The sequence below is a fragment of the Mucilaginibacter lutimaris genome (assembly GCF_042676625.1).
In the GTDB taxonomy this organism is placed as follows: Bacteria; Bacteroidota; Bacteroidia; order Sphingobacteriales; family Sphingobacteriaceae; genus Mucilaginibacter; species Mucilaginibacter lutimaris.
The window spans coordinates 244,063-262,878 of record NZ_JBHTIA010000003.1 but is presented as its reverse complement, the minus strand read 5'-3'; the positions used below and the strand labels follow the sequence as shown (position 1 = coordinate 262,878).

The following is an 18,816-nucleotide window of genomic DNA, read 5'->3' as shown; positions in this document are numbered from 1 at the left end:
AAATCCTGCTCCCCCCATGAAAATCCTAAAACTTACCATCCTTTTCCTACTCTTAACAAGCTCCCTTTTCGCCCAAACCAACAAGAAACTGGCTGCCGAGTTAGCTGCTATCTATAAGGATGACCAGCAGTACCGTGTGGCGGCTATCGCGGCGGCTAAAAAATACGGGCGGGGTTCTAAAGAGGATAACGAGTTGATGAAGAAACAGGATATTGCCGACAGGGCTAACCTGGCTAAGATAGAAACCATCATCAGCGAATATGGTTATCCCGGCAAAACTTTAGTTGGCGCCGAATTGAGTAAGGTAGCTTTTATGGTGATCCAGCATAATGATACCGATGCGCAGGAGAAATATCTGCCCATACTGACCGCCGCTGCTGATAAAGGGGAACTCAATCCGTCGCTGTTACCTTTAATGGTCGACAGGTTACTGACAGGCAAAGGCCAGCCGCAGGTTTATGGCACACAGCTGCATGAAACACCCGGAGTAGGGATACAAATCTTCCCTATTGGCGACGAAGCTTTTGTAGACGTTCGTCGTAAAAAGATGGGGCTGCCGCCTTTGCACCAATATTTAAAGCAATGGGGCATCAATTACAAAGTGCCCTCTTCTACAGATAATCCCAATCCAAAAAGCCTGTATTATGTGGCGGTGCCGAAGGATGAGTCGCCAATTATGCCTGTTGGTGGTAACGATGCCATCTTTAGTAAATTGGTTTATCCGGAGCAAGCTAAAGCCGCCAATATCACCGGCTTTGTAACGGTGGAACTAACCGTTACCGGCAGCGGCGGCACTAAAAATCTTTCTGTTGTTAAAGGCTTAGGCTATGGCTGCGATGAGGAGGCACTCCGCGTAATGAAGGAAGCAAAGTTCACCAATAAAGCAGGTGAGGATGCGGATATCAGGATAAAGGTTCCGTTTCCGTATGTGAAGAAGTAAGATCACAAAATAAATAACCATGTCATTTCGAGGGAAGCGCAGCGACGAGAAATCTTGTTAGACCATCTTGTCGGACGTGCAGGCCGTAAACATTTCATAACTAACAAGATTGCTCCTCGCTATCGCTCGTTCGAAATGACAGAAATTTTTAAATAACAAAGGCGATGAGTGATGCTCATCGCCTTTATTTAACCTAATATTTAATTTCTGTTTTCCAATCTCTAACTCTCAAATCTCTCCGCCAGAAACTTACCGGTAAAGCTGTCTTTAACTTTTATAAGCTCTTCGGGGAGGCCTTCGAAAACCACTTTACCGCCGCGGTCGCCACCTTCGGGGCCGATGTCTATCACCCAATCAGCGCATTTTATCACGTCCATATTGTGTTCTATTACAATGATGGTATTGCCATGCTCCAGCAACGCGTCGAATGATTTTAGCAGCTTCTTGATATCCGCGAAGTGCAAACCTGTGGTAGGTTCATCAAATATGAATAAGGTTTTGTTGGTGTTATTACCCTTTACCAGGAAGGATGCCAGTTTAATACGCTGTGCCTCGCCGCCCGATAATGTGTTCGACGATTGGCCCAACTGCACATAACCCAAACCAACATCAACCAACGGTTTTATTTTGGCCAGGATCTTCGGCTCTTTGGCGAAGAACACGAGGCCTTCGTCAATGGTCATATCCAACACCTCAGATACATTTTTCTCGTTGTAGGTAACATCCAGGATGTGCTGTTTAAACCGCTTGCCGTTACAGGCTTCGCAGGTAAGGAAGATATCCGCCATAAACTGCATCTCTATCTTCACCTCGCCCTCGCCCTGGCAAACATCGCAACGGCCACCCTCTACGTTAAAAGAGAATGCCGATGGTTTTAAGCCCGCGGCCTTGGCAGCAGGTAAACCGGCGTAAAGGTTACGGATCTCATCCCAGGCCTTTACGTAGGTAACCGGGTTAGAGCGTGATGAACGGCCTATTGGGTTTTGGTCAACAATTTCTACCTGCTCAATTTTATTATAGTCGCCCTCAATGCTGTCGAAAGCGCCGTTTTGCTCACCATTGTAGTTACCCAGGGTCTTTTGCAACGCAGGCGCGAAAATACGTTTAACCAAACTGGTTTTACCCGAGCCGGATACACCTGTTACAACGGTAAGCACCCCAAGCGGGAACTTTGCACTGGCATTTTTCAGATTGTTTTCGCGCGCGCCTTTTATCTCAATATAATCGCTCCATTTACGGCGACTTGGCGGAATGGCTATTTCTTCGCGGCCGCTCAAGTATTTCCCGGTAAGGCTATCGTCATCAACAATGATCTGGTCGTACGTACCGGTAAATATCAGGTTACCGCCATGCGTGCCGGCTTCGGGACCAATATCAATAATATGGTCGGCCGCTTTCATAATTTCTTCTTCGTGCTCTACCACTAAAACGGTATTACCTACATCGCGCAGCGATTTTAACACGGTAATCAATCGCTGGGTATCTCGCGGGTGCAAGCCGATGCTTGGCTCGTCCAAAACATATATGGAACCCACCAGGCTACTACCTAATGAGGTTGCCAGGTTAATACGCTGCGACTCGCCACCCGATAACGTGTTGGATAACCGGTTAAGTGTTAAATAGCTCAACCCAACATCATTTAAAAAGCTTAAACGGTTGGTTATCTCCATAAGCAGGCGTTTACCAATTTTAGCGTCTGTCTCGCTCAGTTGCAGGTTGCTGAAAAACTCTAAAGCAGTATCTAAAGGCATCAGCACCACATCAGTTATGGATCTACCCTCAATTTTCACATAAGTGGCATCCTTTCGCAGGCGGCTTCCCTTGCACTCCGGGCAGGTTGTTTTACCGCGGTAGCGCGATAGCAGCACACGGTATTGAATTTTATAGGTTTGCTCCTCCATTTCCTTAAAGAAAGCATTTAACCCACGGAAGTATTGGTTGCCCGTCCACAACAACTCTTGTTGCTGCTCTGTCAATTGATTATACTGGCGATGGATAGGGAAATCAAATTTCAGCGAACTTTTCACCAAAACATCATTCCACTCGCGCATTTTTTCGCCGCGCCACGGGGCAATAGCGCCTTCGTAAATGCTTTTGCTTTTATCGGGGATAACCAGGTCGGCATCGATGCCGATTACCTTGCCATAGCCTTCGCATTTTTTGCAGGCACCGTATGGGTTGTTAAAACTGAAAAAGTTTGGCGTAGGCTCTTCAAAACGGATACCGTCCAGTTCAAAACGGTCGCAGAAGAAACGTTCGGAAGCCCCACCCAAACCCTCCCCGAAGGAGAGGGCTTTAGGATTTGAAGTCTCCCCTATCGGGGGAGATTTAGAGGGGGCTGACGTTGTATCATATTGCACATAGCAATCGCCCTTACCTTCAAAAAACGCTGTCTGGATGCTATCTGCAAGGCGGCTAATGGTTTCGTCGTCCTCGCTTTTGCTGATACGGTCTATTACAATACGAACTACAGAAACCGCAGGCAATGAAGATACTTCCTCTTCGCCCTTTTTGGTTTTTGCTTTTTTGGTTTTAGCAGCAGGCGTTGCCTCTTCGTCCATCACCATAGATGCACCGTCGATGGTTTCGTCTTCCAATAAGGTTTCGATGCGCGATACCTGGCCGTTAAATTCAACCCTTACAAATCCTTTTTGCATTAAAACAGCCAGCTCCTCTTTAATGCTGCGGTTGTTATGCGGATGCAACGGGCAAAGTATGGTTACCTGCGTATCATCAGGCAGGGAAGTTATAAAATTTATAACATCGGTAACGCTGTCCCTTTTTACTACGCCGCCTGATATAGGTGATATAGTTTTACCGATGCGCGAGAAAAGCAGCTTCAGATAATCGTAGATCTCGGTGCTGGTACCAACGGTAGAGCGCGGGTTGCTGGTGATAACTTTTTGCTCTATCGCGATGGCCGGGGCGATGCCTTTTATATAATCTACATCGGGCTTGTTCATACGGCCCAAAAACTGGCGCGCGTATGACGACAGGCTCTCTACGTAACGGCGCTGACCCTCGGCGTAAAGGGTATCAAATGCAAGAGATGATTTGCCCGAGCCCGACATGCCCGTAATAACCACCAGCTTATTTTTGGGAATGGCCACATCCATATTTTTAAGGTTGTGCACCCTCGCCCCTTTTATAATGATATTTTTTTGCGGATCTTTTTCTGCTTCTTTGATCATAACTATAATTGATGGCGCAGGTTGGTAGATCATGATAGGAAATTACGAACATGATTAAACCCTGGCCACAGATGAAAGTCTAACCCTAAAGCGGTTAAACTTGTTTTGATTTTACGCTATCGGACTATGAGCCATGAACTATCATCCATGAACATTTTCCGGCTGCAAAAATCCTAAAATATTTAGCTTAATCCAAATGGGTTTGGGTAATTGTAGAAGTTAATTAGTTATTAATAAAAGAGTTTGCATTCGAGTGACTTATTGGTCTCAAAATAAAACGTACGATACCCGGTTAAAAAATATTTGCTTTTATTTTTTAAGATCATTATATTTGAGGGTAACATTTTTCTTAACCCTAAAAGAAACGCTATCGATAGAACTCTACTTTTAATAACGACAAAAAATTTAATTTAGTTTATTAGTAGCTTTCTATGGATTTTCAATTGAAAAGTGATCAGGATCTAATCCATCTGTACATTGGCGGCGATGAGGCCGGGCTTGTTGAACTCATCAGGCGGTACCAATCAAAAATTTACACTTCTATTTATTTGCTTGTTAAGGACGAAGCCCTTGCCGAGGATATTTTCCAGGATACGTTTATTAAAGTTATTAATACACTAAAAGCCGGTAAATATAACGAGGAAGGTAAGTTTTTGCCATGGGTAACCCGTATTGGGCACAACCTGGTAATAGACCATTTTCGCCGTGAAAAACGCGCGCCTATGGTTAGCAACGGCGACGACTTCGACATTTTTGAAGTACTTGGCAACTATGACGAAAGCGCCGAAGACAAGCTGGTGCGCGAGCAAACGCATAAGGACCTTAAATCGCTTATACAACTTTTACCATCCGAGCAAAAAGAAGTACTCATTATGCGCCACTTTGGCGATATGAGCTTCAAAGAAATTGCCGACGTTACCGATGTGAGCATCAATACCGCGCTGGGCCGTATGCGTTACGCCCTAAACAACCTGCGCAAAATGATGCAGAACAAAGAGCTAAGCCTGAAGAATTAGGTCAATAACCCGTTATCCCGAACTTGTTTCAGTAACTCTCGGGATCAAGGAAATAAGTTATAATAATATTGTTACAAAGCCGCCCCTCATGGGGTGGCTTTTTTTATTACGACCGTAACAATATCCCAATGCTTCCTGTCGTTTAAAACTCGAATTTAAAATGAAATTTCCATTGCCTGAGTTAATATTCTTAATTTGAAACGTACAGATCAAACTAAAATTAACCCCTAAAAAAAATTTCATTTAATTTTCATCTTTATAAAATATTAATAAATAATTCTCGTTACTTTTATAATTAAACAAACAACAGCTTATGGGTGAAACCTTTACTTCAATTTTTAATGCGGTTACTAACAAAGCTCAGGTGAAACAATCAGAGGTAATTCAAGAAAACCTGGATGTGGATGATGTGATGTTTTATCATTCTATCCGTGCAGATCTGGACCTTCTCAAAAAGAAGCCCAAACTGCAAACCATCCACCACATCCTCGATTATTCGAAAAGCCGTCGCTAAGTAGTACTACGCCAAAGTACTGGTTCATAAGTCATCCCACCGGGTATAACGCTCATGGTTTGGTTTATGAACCTTTCTATTTTATAGTGGTTTATTTGTTTATTGGTTCATTAGTTTATTGGTGGGATGGTTTCAGTTATTGGGGGGTTCCCTGCGGGCGGGCTTCTCACTCATACGCCTGCAGGCCTTAGGCTCAAGGCTGGTATCCGTTTCAATCCCTAACGCTTTTACTCACCCCGACTTCTCTACGCTGGTCGACCTTCTCTCCGCAAGCGGAAAGAGGGTAAGAAATTTATTTGCTTTACGATTGTGCAATTCTTTCATTGCCCCCCTTTTAAGGGACGGATAAAAATTATACCAGGCAGGCTTTAGCCAAAAAGCGTCATAGTTTGGCTAAAGCCGGGAATTATATCTCATCAACCGTTGGCTAAGCCAACGGCAATGAATTCTTCAATCCTCTTCCACGCAGTGAAGAGAGGGTGGTCGAGCGAAGCACTGACCGGGTGAGTAAATCGCCACGGTGCTCCCATTATAAACCTGCTATTTTAGTACATTAGTTTATAAGATAGTTAATAATTTTGCACCATTGATATTTACACCACGCAAATACCAATGAACAATTGAACTAATGAACTAACCATGCTTAAAGCCGAACGCTACCGCCATTTTGTAGAATACTTTTCAAAGAACCAGCCCGCGGCCGAAACCGAGCTGCATTATACCAACCCCTATGAATTGCTGGTGGCGGTTATCCTGTCGGCGCAGTGTACTGATAAGCGCATTAACCAGGTTACCCCTGCCCTTTTCCAGCGTTTCCCGGATGTTGCCGCGCTCGCCGCTGCTGATGCCGACGAGATCTTCCCTTATATCCGCAGTGTGAGCTATCCAAATAACAAGGCAAAACACCTGGCCGGCATGGCTAAAATGCTGATGGATGTTTTTAGTGGTGAGGTGCCTTCTGATATTAACGATCTGCAAAAGCTGCCGGGCGTTGGCCGTAAAACAGCTAATGTAATTGCCTCTGTAGTGTTTGATGCGCCGGCCATAGCGGTAGATACACATGTATTTAGGGTTGCCAACCGCATTGGGTTAACTATACGTGCCACTACACCACTGGCTGTTGAAAAACAACTGGTACAAAACTTACCCGAAAATACCCTTGCTATTGCCCACCATTGGTTGATATTGCATGGCCGCTATATATGCGTGGCCCGTACGCCCAAGTGCGAGATCTGCCCGCTTACCTGGTTCTGCAAATACTATGAGCAACAAAACACCGAAACAGCCCTGCTGCGCGCCGAAGCAGCCCGAATACGTAAGACCAAAGACATAAAGAAGAAAAAAGCGCTGAACGCCATTAGTAAGGAACTGGCAAAGCGCAGTGTTGATAAAGATATTTGATTGGATGTAGCCGGTTAGGTAAGTTTACAACACCACTTTTAAAACACTTAAAAATAAATACTAAAAATATTAGTATTTATAAATAATTGTATTATATTTGTTTCACAATAATTTAAGATGAGCAACGCAGATAAATTAAAGGCATTACAGCTAACATTAGATAAGCTGGAAAAATCATACGGTAAAGGCACCATCATGAAAATGGGCGAAACCGCTGTTGAAGCAACCGAAACCATATCAACAGGTTCATTAGGCCTTGATATTGCTTTAGGTGTAGGTGGCTTACCAAAAGGCAGGGTAATAGAGATCTATGGCCCGGAGTCGTCTGGTAAAACTACGTTAGCTATACATGCCATAGCCGAATCCCAACGTAAAGGAGGCATAGCAGCATTTATTGATGCTGAGCACGCCTTCGACCGCTTCTACGCTAAAAAATTGGGCGTAGATGTAGAAAACCTTTTGATATCGCAACCAGACAATGGCGAGCAAGCCTTAGAGATAGCTGATAACCTGATCCGTTCGGGCGCTATTGATATATTAGTTATCGACTCTGTTGCGGCATTGGTGCCAAAGGCCGAGATAGAGGGCGAGATGGGCGATTCTAAAATGGGTTTACACGCCCGTTTAATGTCGCAGGCCTTACGTAAGCTTACCGGTACCATCAGCAAAACCGGTTGCTGCTGTATCTTCATCAACCAGTTGCGCGATAAAATTGGTGTGATGTTTGGTAACCCCGAGACCACTACCGGTGGTAACGCTTTAAAATTCTATGCTTCGGTACGTTTGGATGTACGCCGTATCTCACAAATTAAAGATACCGATGAAGTATCGGGTAACCGCGTTAAGGTAAAGATCGTTAAAAACAAGGTTGCACCACCGTTCCGAATTGCCGAGTTTGATATTATGTTTGGTGAGGGTATTTCTAAAGCAGGCGAGATCATTGACCTTGGGGTAGAGTACAACATCATTAAAAAGGCAGGCTCGTGGTTTAGCTATGGCGAAACCCGCTTAGGCCAGGGCCGCGATGCGGTTAAACAATTAATATTGGATAACCCTGAGCTGGCTGAAGAACTGGAAGCAAAGATAAAAGAGACCGTTACAGGCGAAAGCTTAACTGAAGTTTAAATAAAATCAATACTTGTTTACAAAAAAGCCTTCATGTTTAATACATGAGGGCTTTTTTTGTGTCCGCGCAAATCATAGTAGCAGTTTATCTTAAGGTTTAACTACATTAGATAAAACAAGTCTATACGTATTCCTAAGAATATATTTATGAAGATTTTACAGACCTTTTGGACCGGGCCGACACAAGTAAACAAAAAGGATGTATTAAGTATGAAAGCAGGCTGGCTATCGTGCGAGTATCATTGGATGAGTTGGGCGTTAAGCTGCCTGCAGGCTAAAAGTGTATTTGGTTCTGTTAACCTGGTAACTGACAAGGCTGGAAAAGAAGTTTTGATTGACTTGTTACAATTACCTTATGCCAATGTATCCATAGCTTTAGAAGGCACGCTCAATAATTATCATCCGGAATTGTGGGCGCTGGCAAAAATATATACTTACAGCACCCAAACCGAACCTTTTCTGCACCTGGATGGTGATGTTTATTTATGGCAGATACCTCATCAAGATTTGTTAAATGCCCCACTTATAGCTCAAAACTTGGATAAGGGTCTTCCATTTTATGCCGAGATATTAGACAATATAAATAATCAGCTTTCCTACGTTCCCGAACTGTTTTCACGCGAATATTTTGAGTTTAAAGAAGCCCGGGCAAGTAATGCCGGTTTGTTGGGCGGGCATAACCTGGCTTTTTTTAAAGAGTACTGCAGCAAAGCCTTCGAATTTATTGACAACAATACATCAGATTTAGAGAAAATGAACACCGGCAGCCTAAATCTTATTTTCGAACAATATCTATTCTGTCAGCTTGCCCAAAAATTGAATATTCCAATTACTTATTATAATGCCCCGGTAGAAGACCCGGTATTTAAAGATTACATCAGGTTTGAGGATTACCCCAACCTGAAAATGATACACCCGGTAGGTGGGTTCAAACAATATGCGCATGTGTGCGATCATCTGGCAAAATTGCTTAGAAACGATTATCCCGACTACTACTACCGTATAATCAATTTAATGCGCAATAAAGGTGTTAAAATGCGGTCGGTCATATACAATACACCTGGTTTTAGCTTACACGGCGTATTAAAATCAAACTCATCTGCATCAACAGCGCAGCCCGCATTTCATCGCACACAGGCGGTTGTTAACTATCTGAATAAGAAGTTGCATATTCACCAGCTAATAGATTTCGATAAAAACATCAGGCCACACATCTTTAATAAGCTGGTAAATTTAAGTGCGCTAAATAACGATGATAAAGAACGCCTGCTTGAGGTTTTTAACATAGAAACAAAAAGCAATTATCTGTCAAATAACATCTATAGCGATGCTGAAGCTATAAACAAGCTGTACATACAAAACATTAACGCCTATAAACTCATACGGCAAACCTTTTCGCTACCTAAGCATCTCCTGCTGCAAACACGAGTTGATATTCAGGAACCTTATAAGCAATTTGAGGTTGGCTGGGACTGGAAATACGATTATCATAAAGACATTCCCTCAATTGTTGAAAGAAATTTCGGGCAGGAAAAATTGGCGCTGACAGTAATATTATTACCCGATGTATTGCAGGCAGGTATAAAAGAATATTACCCTGATGGATTAGACCTAATAGTTGTTGAAACGCTTAAAACTTCATTTTCGGTTGAATTACTCTTAACAGAAATGAAACAATACTTTTCTGAAGAAGAAATAGAAGAAGATTATCCTGCTTATGAAACCTTAATAATTGATGTAGTTAAAAGGCTGCTTTACTTTGGGTTACTCAAAATTAATTTGCATTAATGGAAACTATATTCTTAAATTTAATTATAAACCAATAATTAAATATTATGAGCACATCAAAACCAATTGGAAAATTAAGTCTTAAAAAAGAATTATCCAGAAACGAACAGAAAGAGATCAGAGGAGGTGTTGGCACAACCCAAACTTATTGCGATGGCGTTGGTGGTTCAGCATTCCCTGTAGGGGGCAGCACAGCAATTGGGTGCCAGCCTGCTTATTGCAGGGCTGCGGGCCATGGCAATTTCCTGTATTGCGCTTAAACGTTATCAACCGCAAAAGCCCTCCTGTTTAGGGGGGCTTTTTTGTGCGTACCGGCACGTATATAAATATGCCGGGAACGCGGTATTTGGGCAAGGCTTTAATTTATTGAGTTTTATACAAAAATTAATGCCTTACAACCATGAACCAAAACTTACAAAAACTGCTAAAAAAATCGGGCCTTATTTTACTTTTAATGGGGGTTATCTCATCATGTAAAAAAGAGACCACAATAAAGCCCATTCCAACAGAACCGGAGGTAAAAACATCGTCTGTAAAAGGAAAGATTGACGGAAAAGATTTTTCCATTAGTCAGAACAATATTAAATCAACCCTTTACGCCACCAACGGGGATGCGGTGAAATCCTTAGAAACATCGGCCACGCTTGATGCCAACGGCAATAAACTCACATTTTTTATAGATGATCTTAAAAATGGCGCAATTGCCCTGAGCAAAAAAGCAGGTACCTCATTAAACCCGGGTACTAAAACCATAAAATTAAATGCCGCTACCAGCCAAACCTATGTACAATACTATAACGAAGGTAATGCCTACTATGCGCTATCGGGTTCTATAAGCATTACTGTTACCGATACTTACGTCACTGTTAAATGGGATATCAAATTTAAAACTGCGGATGGACGCGAGTTTAGCTCGGCAGGTGAATTTACCATCACCTTCGCCTCGGTGGTAACCAAAGAAAAATCGGAAATTAAAGACCCTACCCCTGTTGCAGACAAACCTACCATTGAAAACATTGCCCCTACTAAAGGCCGCGCGGGCGATGTTATTTCAATTACCGGCGTAAATTACAGTGCCACAACCGCAGATAATATTGTAGAGTTTAACGGCACCAAAGCAGAAGTTGTATCTGCAACTACAACCAAGTTAACAGTTAAAGCACCTGTTGCAGGTACTACCGGTGCTGTATCTCTAAAAGTAAAAAACAGCGAAATTACCACAGGCCCTGCATTTACCTATATACAAGCCGCAACGTTTACTTCGTTTACACCTGCATCTGCCAAGGTTGGCGAAACGGTTACTATTACCGGCAGTAATTTTAGCACCGAAAAAAGCGAGAATATAGTAAAATTTAGCGGGGCCCAGGGTACAGCAGTTACAGCAACGGTAACCGAAGCAACCGCAACCCAAATAAAGGTTACCGTTCCGCAATCAGCTATTACTGGCAAAATAACCTTAAATGTGCTAAACGGCGGCGAGCTTACAAGTCCATCTAATTTTACGCTTCTTAACCCAACAACAAATACCGGCGACTGGCAGGATATGGATTTTACCGCCTCTATACAAGAAAGTAACATCTCCGCTGCAATGGGCAATGGCTTTATGTTTGCAGGTGGTGCCAATTCAACGTATTTATACTATAGCGAAAACGGAACGTCATACACCAACGTTTACAATAAAATGCAATCGGCAAATGGCGCGGCAATTGAAGTACATTTAATAAAAACCGATGGCGTTTACTATTATATAACCACCAACCAGGGTATATTTCGTACTGATGGTACCGTATGGAAAAAACTTTCGCCGTGGCCGGCATCTCCTAACATGAGTGTAACCGGGCTTATAGCAGCACGCGGTGGTAACTTAGCCTGTATGCAGGGAGCCCTGTTATTTACCTCGTCAGATTCGGGCGATAATTGGACCTTATCTCAGGCTACCAAGCCAAACGGGAACACGTTAGATTATCTTACATCAGACAGTTTTGGTAAATACTGGTACGCGGTTGATATGTCAAGCAATTATTTAAGCAGCCCTACGCAACCTAAAATTTATAAATCAGCTGATCAGGGTAAATCCTGGACGGCAGGAGCGGCTACAACAGGTCTGTACTTTTTTGGCAGCGGCAATCAGGATTTTATAACCGCTTCTGGGTATAACATCTTCTGCTTGTTTAGCCCGTCAACCGCATCAATGACAGATCAGCGCCTTTACAAGACAAGCGACCAGGGTGCTACGTGGACAAAACTGAGCGATGATAACGTTTATTACGTCAAATCTTTCGGAGATTTTGTCGTGTACGGCGACGGGCGTTTTAATGTATCGGTAGATGGGGGCGCGACATTTAAAAATTACGACGTACCTACAGGCTATCGGGTTGGTGGTGTAGAAAGATCTAACGGGTACTTTTACATATTTACCTTCAACAGCAATACAGGCCAGCGCCGCATTTTCAGAAAGAAAATCTAACTCAGAGCAGAAAACTGGTTAAATATTTTGTAAGTGTTTTTTTTCTCAATGGCCCTCGCCGCAATGCGGGGGCTTATTGCTGATAATATTGCCCTAATAAATGTACTGGAATTTCTGACTTGAATAATACTTTCTGGTTACTTTTGATCAAATCAATCAATTCTTTTAATAACAAATTATTCTTTGTCCAAAAGGTAATATTAACTTTTAAAATTGCGGTCAATAAATCACCTGGATAATAATCCCCTTCTGAGAGGATGTCGATTTTTAATTGTTCGAGGACTAAAGGAATTAAATAATCTAAACCAAATTGCTGGCCAAGCATAATCCGCATATCTTCAATGGAGTATTCATTTAATGGCTTACCAAAAAGTTGCGTGCAACGCTTAACTACAGTAGTAGAATCTTTGGCTACTGTAACCCGGCGGTTTTCAAGGTTTTCTAAAGACTTATATCTCCAGTTATTTTCCATTTTTTTACTTACCACCCGTTTTCCAGTACATATAAGCAATACAGCCTACAACGGTTATGGCCAATACAATAAGGCCGGTAATGCCTTTACGTTTATCCTGGCGCATCAGCCAAACTAAAAAAGCAACCAGCGGTAGTACAAATACAGCCCAAAATATAAGTGAAGGAATGTTCATAGTAATTAGTTCATGGTTAATAGTTCATGGCGTTTTGCAGATGGCCGTTTGCTATGAACCATCAACTATACGCCCAAACTACATCGGCATTCTTGCCAACGGGGCTATCTCCTGCCCGGCAAACTCGCCTTTTAAATATTTATGGTAACCGGCAATGGCAATCATGGCCGCGTTATCGGTACAGTATTCAAATTTAGGGATGAAAACATTCCAGCCATTATCCACACCCATTTTCGTCAACCCCTCGCGTAAGCCTGTATTGGCAGATACCCCACCGGCCAAAGCAATGTCGGTAATATTATATTCGCGGGCAGCGCGCTTTAATTTATTAAGCAGTATGGTAGCTATACGTTTTTCTACCGAGGCGCAAATATCATTCAGGTTCTCTTGTATAAAATTGGGGTTATTGGCAACGTTATCCCTTATAAAATACAGTATAGCTGTTTTAACCCCGCTAAAGCTAAAATCAAAGCCGGGTATTTGCGGCTCGGGGAATGTATAAGCATCGGGGTTACCAGTGCGCGCGTATTTATCTATCAGCGGCCCGCCGGGATAAGGCAAGCCAAGTATCTTGCTGGTTTTATCCATCGCCTCACCGGCCGCATCATCAAGTGTTTGGCCTATCACTTCCATATCAAAATAGTCTTTAACCAAAACTATTTGCGTATGCCCGCCGGATACGGTAAGGCAAAGGAACGGGAACGATGGCTTTTTTTCGGCAATAAAATGCGCCAGTATATGCGCCTGCATGTGGTTAATGTCAATAAGCGGCAGGTTTTTAGCCAGCGCGAATGCTTTGGCAAAGGATACACCCACCAAAAGTGAACCTAAAAGCCCCGGCCCGCGTGTAAAAGCTACTGCATCAATATCATTTTTATTTACTTTTGCGTTTAATAGTGCTTGTTGTACAGCAGGAACAATATTTTGCTGATGAACCCTTGAAGCAAGCTCGGGTACAACGCCACCGTAAAGTTCATGAATGGTTTGATTGGCAATAACATTGCTCAGTATCTGCCCATCCACGCAAACAGATGCGGAGGTTTCATCACAAGAAGATTCGATAGCTAATATTACAGGCACATTTATAAAGTCAAAAATCAAAAGGTAAAAAGTTAAAACCGGTCGCCTTTTGAATAAGTCATAAATAAATTCAAAAAGTAAAACACTTAGTGCATTTTTGAATTTTTAGTTTTGAATTCTATTTAAAATACAAAGTTATTAAAAAAGTACTCAAAATAGCGTTAAGCATCGTATTGATAATTTTGTTGCTGATAAGCATAACGCTATTGCTTTTTCAGTACAAGCCCGTGCAAACATGGGCTGCAAAAAAAGCTACAGCTTACCTTTCTAAAGAACTTCATACCACTGTTGATATTAAAAGCCTTTATATCAAACCGTTCTCATCGGTGGTGTTAGAGGGTTTGTACATACTTGATAAGCAACAGGATACCCTGCTAAGCACCCCAAAGCTGGCGGTAGAGCTTAGCGAATTTTCAATATTCAACAGCATTAAACAAAAAAAGATAAATTTCGCGTCTATACAGCTGGATAACGGCTCGTTTAACCTTAAAAAATTAAAAGACAGCACCACCAACCTAAAGTTTGTGCTCGATTATTTTAACTCGGGCGATACTACAAAAACCAAGAGTAAACCCTGGACACTTACTTTCGATAAGATAGCTATAAACAATTTCCACTTTAAGTATAAGAACAACCTGCGCACCGAGCTGGTAAAGGGTGTAAATTTTAACGACATCGATATTCGTAATTTCAGCACCATTATCCGCAATATGGACCTAAAGAACCACCTTTTTAAGGCACGTGTTGGTGGCTTAACTTTAAAAGAAAAGAGCGGATTCTTTGTAAGAAATTTCAACTCGAATGTTACGATAGATACCAATCAGATATTACTTCAAAACCTTAATATTCAAACGGCGAATTCAAACGTCAGGAATTTTTTCAGGATGAAATTTAAATCGTTTAATGACTTTGATGATTTTGAGAACAAGGTAAATATGGATGCCGATTTTAAAACATCGCACCTGTCTTCAAAAGACATAGCCTACTTCACCAGTTCGCTTGATAAAACCACTTTTGAATTAGGGATAGATGGCCGGGTACGCGGCCTGGTAAATAACCTTAAAGCCAAAAACGTAACTATTACCGCCGCACAGGCAACTTTTATTAAGGGAGATTTTAACCTTACGGGTTTGCCCGATTGGGAGAACACCTTCCTGCAGCTAAAATTTGACCATATCGCTACCAACAAAAAAGATCTCGATTATTTGTACCAGCATTTTACAGGGAAACCAAACGCTAAAGTACCCGCCATTGTAAGCAAATTTGGCAACGTAAACTTTACAGGGCGGTTTACAGGTGTGCAGAATGACTTTGTAGCTTTTGGAACCTTTAAAACCAAATTGGGCCGCTTTGACCCCGATATAAACCTTAAAATAAACAAGGCAGGTGTACCAAGCTACAGTGGCAAGATAACTACCAATAATTTTGACCTGGGCGCTTTGTTAGATAACAACTCTGTTGGCCGTACTACCCTATCGGCAAATGTTACCGGCCGTGGCGACGATCTTAAAACACTTGACGCGCGCGGCGACGCCAGGATCGCAACCTTTCAGTTTAAAGGTTACACCTACAGCAACATTGTAACCAACGGCACATTCAACCATAAAACGGCTGCAGGTAAATTATCTATTTATGATAAAAACCTGCAACTTGCCCTTGCAGGAAGCGTTAACCTTAACCCAAAGCTGCCAATTTATGATTTTAAGGGTAATATTACCAACGCTAAACTTCGCCAGCTAAAGCTGCTTAAGGATACCATTACCATTAGTACAGATCTCAACACCAATTTTTCGGGCAATAACCTGGATAACCTGGATGGCAGCATACTGTTAACAAAAATACGTATTGTAAACCCGCAGAATAATTATGTGGTAGATACCGTAGCGTTGACTGCAAAAGGCAAAGGCGACGCGAGGGTTATCTCTCTTAAATCCGACCTGGCAGATGGCAGCATTAAGGGCACATATGACCTGGCCACCCTGCCATCTTATTATAAAACCATCGCCAAAAAATATATCCCGTCGCTTAAAACAGATATTACGCCACCTAAGCCGCAAAACTTTGATTTTAATCTTACGCTTAAGAATATTGACCCCTTTACGGCCATATTTATGCCCGACCTGAAGATACCGGAGCAGGGTACTTTTGTAGGCAAATTTAACTCGGGTAATAAAACCGCGACCCTTAACGGATATATTAAAACCATTAAACTGGGTAAAATTGTGTTTCACGATTTTATTATTGATGAAAGCACAAGCGATGATATGCTGGGGCTGAACGTATCCCTTAACCGGATAGACCTAACGGATAGCCTTTACATTAAAAACATCAACATCACCAACTTTTTGAAAAACGACAGCCTGAACTTTAACGTGAAGTTATCTGATAAAGACGCAGCCAACCAGTTAGACCTCTACGGCCTGGTAGAGTTTGGCCGCGACACTACAGCTAAGCTAAAAATCCTCCCATCAGACGTGGTGCTGGAGCGAGAGAACTGGAAAATACAGGAACAGGTGCGTATCCGTTTGCTGGATGGCAAAACACAAATATCAGGCTTTGAACTTTCTAACGGCATACAAAAAGTGCGGATAAACGGCTTTGTGTCTGATAATGCTGCGGATAAACTAAAAGTGCAATTTGAGAAGTTTAGCATGGCCACGCTTAACCAATTGACCAAGGCATCGGGCATTTTACTAAAGGGCTCATTGAATGGTGATGTAGTGCTTACATCCATCACCAAAAAACCAGGCGTGGAAGCCAACCTGGGCGTCGACTCGTTAATGATGAATAAGACGCTGGTGGGCGATGTAAAGATAGTATCCAACCTGGATAACGACCGGGGGCAGGCCAATGTAAAGCTTAACATCAATAACCGGGGTACCGAAACCATGAACATTGCCGGTATTTATACCCTTGGCAAACAAACGGATGATAAGCTGGACTTTGATATAAAAATGGACCATACAGAGGCTATTATATTTGAGCCATTCATAAAAGACCTGGTATCTGATGTAAAGGGGGCGGTATCTGCAGATCTTAAACTCACAGGCACGCCATCAAAGCCCGAATTAAACGGTTCGTTATCATTAGACAATACAGGCATTACTGTAAATTATCTTAAAACAGCCTATACGGTTAACGATAAGCTAACGGTTAGTAACAGCGTTATCAAGATAGATAAAATGATTTTGAAGGATATACGCGGCGGCACAGGTGAGGCAAATGGTACCGTAGACCTCAATAACATATCTAACCCTACACTTAACATAGTGCTGGATGCAAAAAACCTTATGGCGCTTAATACAACGTTTAAAGACAACCACCTGTACTATGGCACGGCTTATGGCAGCGGTACATTTAGTTTTACCGGGCCTATAGATAATATGAACATTGATATTAAGGCCAGTACCCAAGCCGGTACGGTATTTAATATCCCGCTTAATACATCATCAACCGCGGCCGATTATGATTTTATACGATGGATTGACCACAACGATACCACTAAAAAAATAATAGAAAAGAAAAATGCTTTTAATGGCGTTACCCTGAACTTTGACCTGACCGTTGATGAGCAAACCACAGTAAGGATAAGTACTGATTACGGTGTTTTAGAGGGCACCGGGCAAGCCAGGAACTTAAACCTAAAAATAAACAGCTTGGGCGATTTTGAGATGTTTGGCGACTTTGGCATTACATCGGGTAAGTTTGAGTTTACGGCAAAGGACTTTATCAGTAAAAACTTTGTGGTGAACCAGGGCGGTAACATCAGGTGGACCGGGAACCCTTCAAACGCCGAGATTGACCTGAAGGCAGTGTACGAGGTGCGCACCAATATAGCGCCGCTTTACACGGCAGCAGGTTTACAGGCGCCACAGCCTAAGCAGGTATTGGTACAGGCTGAGTTGATCCTGACCAAATCCCTGTTACAGCCAAACATTGATTTTAACTTCAACTTCCCTGTTGATCCGTCCATTAAGGATGATTTGAACACTTACCTTGCCGATAATAACAACCGCAGCCAACAGGCACTAAGCATTATTGTAAGGCGAAGCTTTGCATCCGGCACGGGCAGCAATTTAACTAACCAGGTATTGGGTACAGCCGGCGAGGCCGTTAGCGAATTTGCCTTTAATAAGCTTAATAGTTTCATCTCCCAGTCCAACATCAAATATTTCGATTTGAACATACGATCTTTTAATGACGCGAGTGCATCTTTAAAATTCCTGAACGATCGGTTGATCATCAACGGTAGTTTATATTCTAACAGCGGCACCAGCGACCTGTTCAATAACCGCCAGAGTTTACTGAATACCGATTTCAGGACGCTGACAAAAGATTTCGAGATCCAGTACCTGATCCGCAAGGATGGCAACTTAAGGGGCCGCTATTCGTACCGAGCGCTAAACAGCACCACGTTAAACAGCATTAACGACCAATTGGGGGTACAGTATGTAAATGGTATTGGTTTAGTTTACCAGCGGGACTTTGACACCTTTGGCGAGTTCCTGAGAAACATTTTCAGGCAACGCCGCCGCGACAGGACACCAGCAAATACACCTCCGGTGCCGGCAACAAGCACACCAACGCCCACCCCGTCTAAACCGTCAGACGATAAGAACAATGAAGATACAGAAGGTGACGACTGAA

13 protein-coding genes are annotated in these 18,816 nt (G+C 42.6%); 9 read left to right on the top strand and 4 right to left on the bottom strand.

Annotated features, from left to right (window positions below):
* Positions 1-16 precede the first annotated feature (16 nt).
* Complete coding sequence (locus ACFQZI_RS01850) at positions 17-940, top strand: TonB family protein (protein WP_377137793.1); 924 nt, start codon at positions 17-19, stop codon at positions 938-940.
* A 221-nt stretch (positions 941-1,161) separates the two neighbouring features.
* Here ACFQZI_RS01850 and uvrA read toward each other — a convergent pair whose 3' ends face one another.
* Positions 1,162-4,131 carry an excinuclease ABC subunit UvrA gene (gene uvrA / locus ACFQZI_RS01845; protein WP_377137791.1) on the bottom strand — a complete coding sequence of 990 codons (2,970 nt, stop codon included), beginning with the start codon at positions 4,129-4,131 and terminating at the stop codon, positions 1,162-1,164.
* A 431-nt stretch (positions 4,132-4,562) separates the two neighbouring features.
* Here uvrA and ACFQZI_RS01840 point away from each other — a divergent pair, with 431 nt between their 5' ends.
* The 7 genes from ACFQZI_RS01840 to ACFQZI_RS01810 all read left to right on the top strand — a co-directional run bounded on the left by ACFQZI_RS01840 (position 4,563) and on the right by ACFQZI_RS01810 (position 12,442).
* Positions 4,563-5,147, top strand: a complete 585-nt coding sequence (locus ACFQZI_RS01840) for an RNA polymerase sigma factor (protein WP_377137789.1) — start codon at positions 4,563-4,565, stop codon at positions 5,145-5,147.
* 364 nt (positions 5,148-5,511) lie between these two features.
* Positions 5,512-5,661, top strand: a complete 150-nt coding sequence (locus ACFQZI_RS01835; protein ID WP_377137787.1) for a hypothetical protein — start codon at positions 5,512-5,514, stop codon at positions 5,659-5,661.
* A gap of 639 nt (positions 5,662-6,300) precedes the next feature.
* Entirely contained in the window at positions 6,301-7,062 is a 762-nt protein-coding gene (gene nth / locus ACFQZI_RS01830; RefSeq protein WP_377137785.1) for an endonuclease III, read from the top strand.
* A 117-nt stretch (positions 7,063-7,179) separates the two neighbouring features.
* Positions 7,180-8,187 (top strand): recombinase RecA, encoded by a 1,008-nt coding sequence (gene recA, locus ACFQZI_RS01825; RefSeq protein ID WP_377137783.1) that lies wholly within the window; start codon positions 7,180-7,182, stop codon positions 8,185-8,187.
* A 147-nt stretch (positions 8,188-8,334) separates the two neighbouring features.
* Complete coding sequence (locus tag ACFQZI_RS01820; RefSeq protein ID WP_377137781.1) at positions 8,335-9,975, top strand: DUF6734 family protein; 1,641 nt, start codon at positions 8,335-8,337, stop codon at positions 9,973-9,975.
* A gap of 47 nt (positions 9,976-10,022) precedes the next feature.
* Complete coding sequence (locus ACFQZI_RS01815; RefSeq protein WP_377137779.1) at positions 10,023-10,235, top strand: hypothetical protein; 213 nt, start codon at positions 10,023-10,025, stop codon at positions 10,233-10,235.
* A gap of 140 nt (positions 10,236-10,375) precedes the next feature.
* On the top strand, positions 10,376-12,442 hold the full coding sequence (locus ACFQZI_RS01810) for an IPT/TIG domain-containing protein (RefSeq protein WP_377137777.1): 2,067 nt from the start codon (positions 10,376-10,378) through the stop codon (positions 12,440-12,442).
* Positions 12,443-12,515: 73 nt separating this feature from the next.
* On the opposite strand, the gene ACFQZI_RS01805 is transcribed toward ACFQZI_RS01810, so the two are convergent.
* From ACFQZI_RS01805 to tsaD, 3 genes are all read right to left on the bottom strand, one after another.
* On the bottom strand, positions 12,516-12,914 hold the full coding sequence (locus ACFQZI_RS01805; RefSeq protein ID WP_377137775.1) for a contact-dependent growth inhibition system immunity protein: 399 nt from the start codon (positions 12,912-12,914) through the stop codon (positions 12,516-12,518).
* 4 nt (positions 12,915-12,918) lie between these two features.
* The gene (locus ACFQZI_RS01800) at positions 12,919-13,089 is read right to left on the bottom strand and encodes a hypothetical protein (protein WP_377137773.1); all 171 of its coding nucleotides are present in this window, start codon (positions 13,087-13,089) and stop codon (positions 12,919-12,921) included.
* Positions 13,090-13,167: 78 nt separating this feature from the next.
* Positions 13,168-14,169 carry a tRNA (adenosine(37)-N6)-threonylcarbamoyltransferase complex transferase subunit TsaD gene (gene tsaD, locus ACFQZI_RS01795; RefSeq protein ID WP_377137771.1) on the bottom strand — a complete coding sequence of 334 codons (1,002 nt, stop codon included), beginning with the start codon at positions 14,167-14,169 and terminating at the stop codon, positions 13,168-13,170.
* Positions 14,170-14,354: 185 nt separating this feature from the next.
* On the opposite strand from tsaD, the gene ACFQZI_RS01790 reads away from it, so the two are divergent.
* On the top strand, positions 14,355-18,815 hold the full coding sequence (locus ACFQZI_RS01790) for a translocation/assembly module TamB domain-containing protein (RefSeq protein WP_377137769.1): 4,461 nt from the start codon (positions 14,355-14,357) through the stop codon (positions 18,813-18,815).
* Position 18,816: the final 1 nt, after the last annotated feature.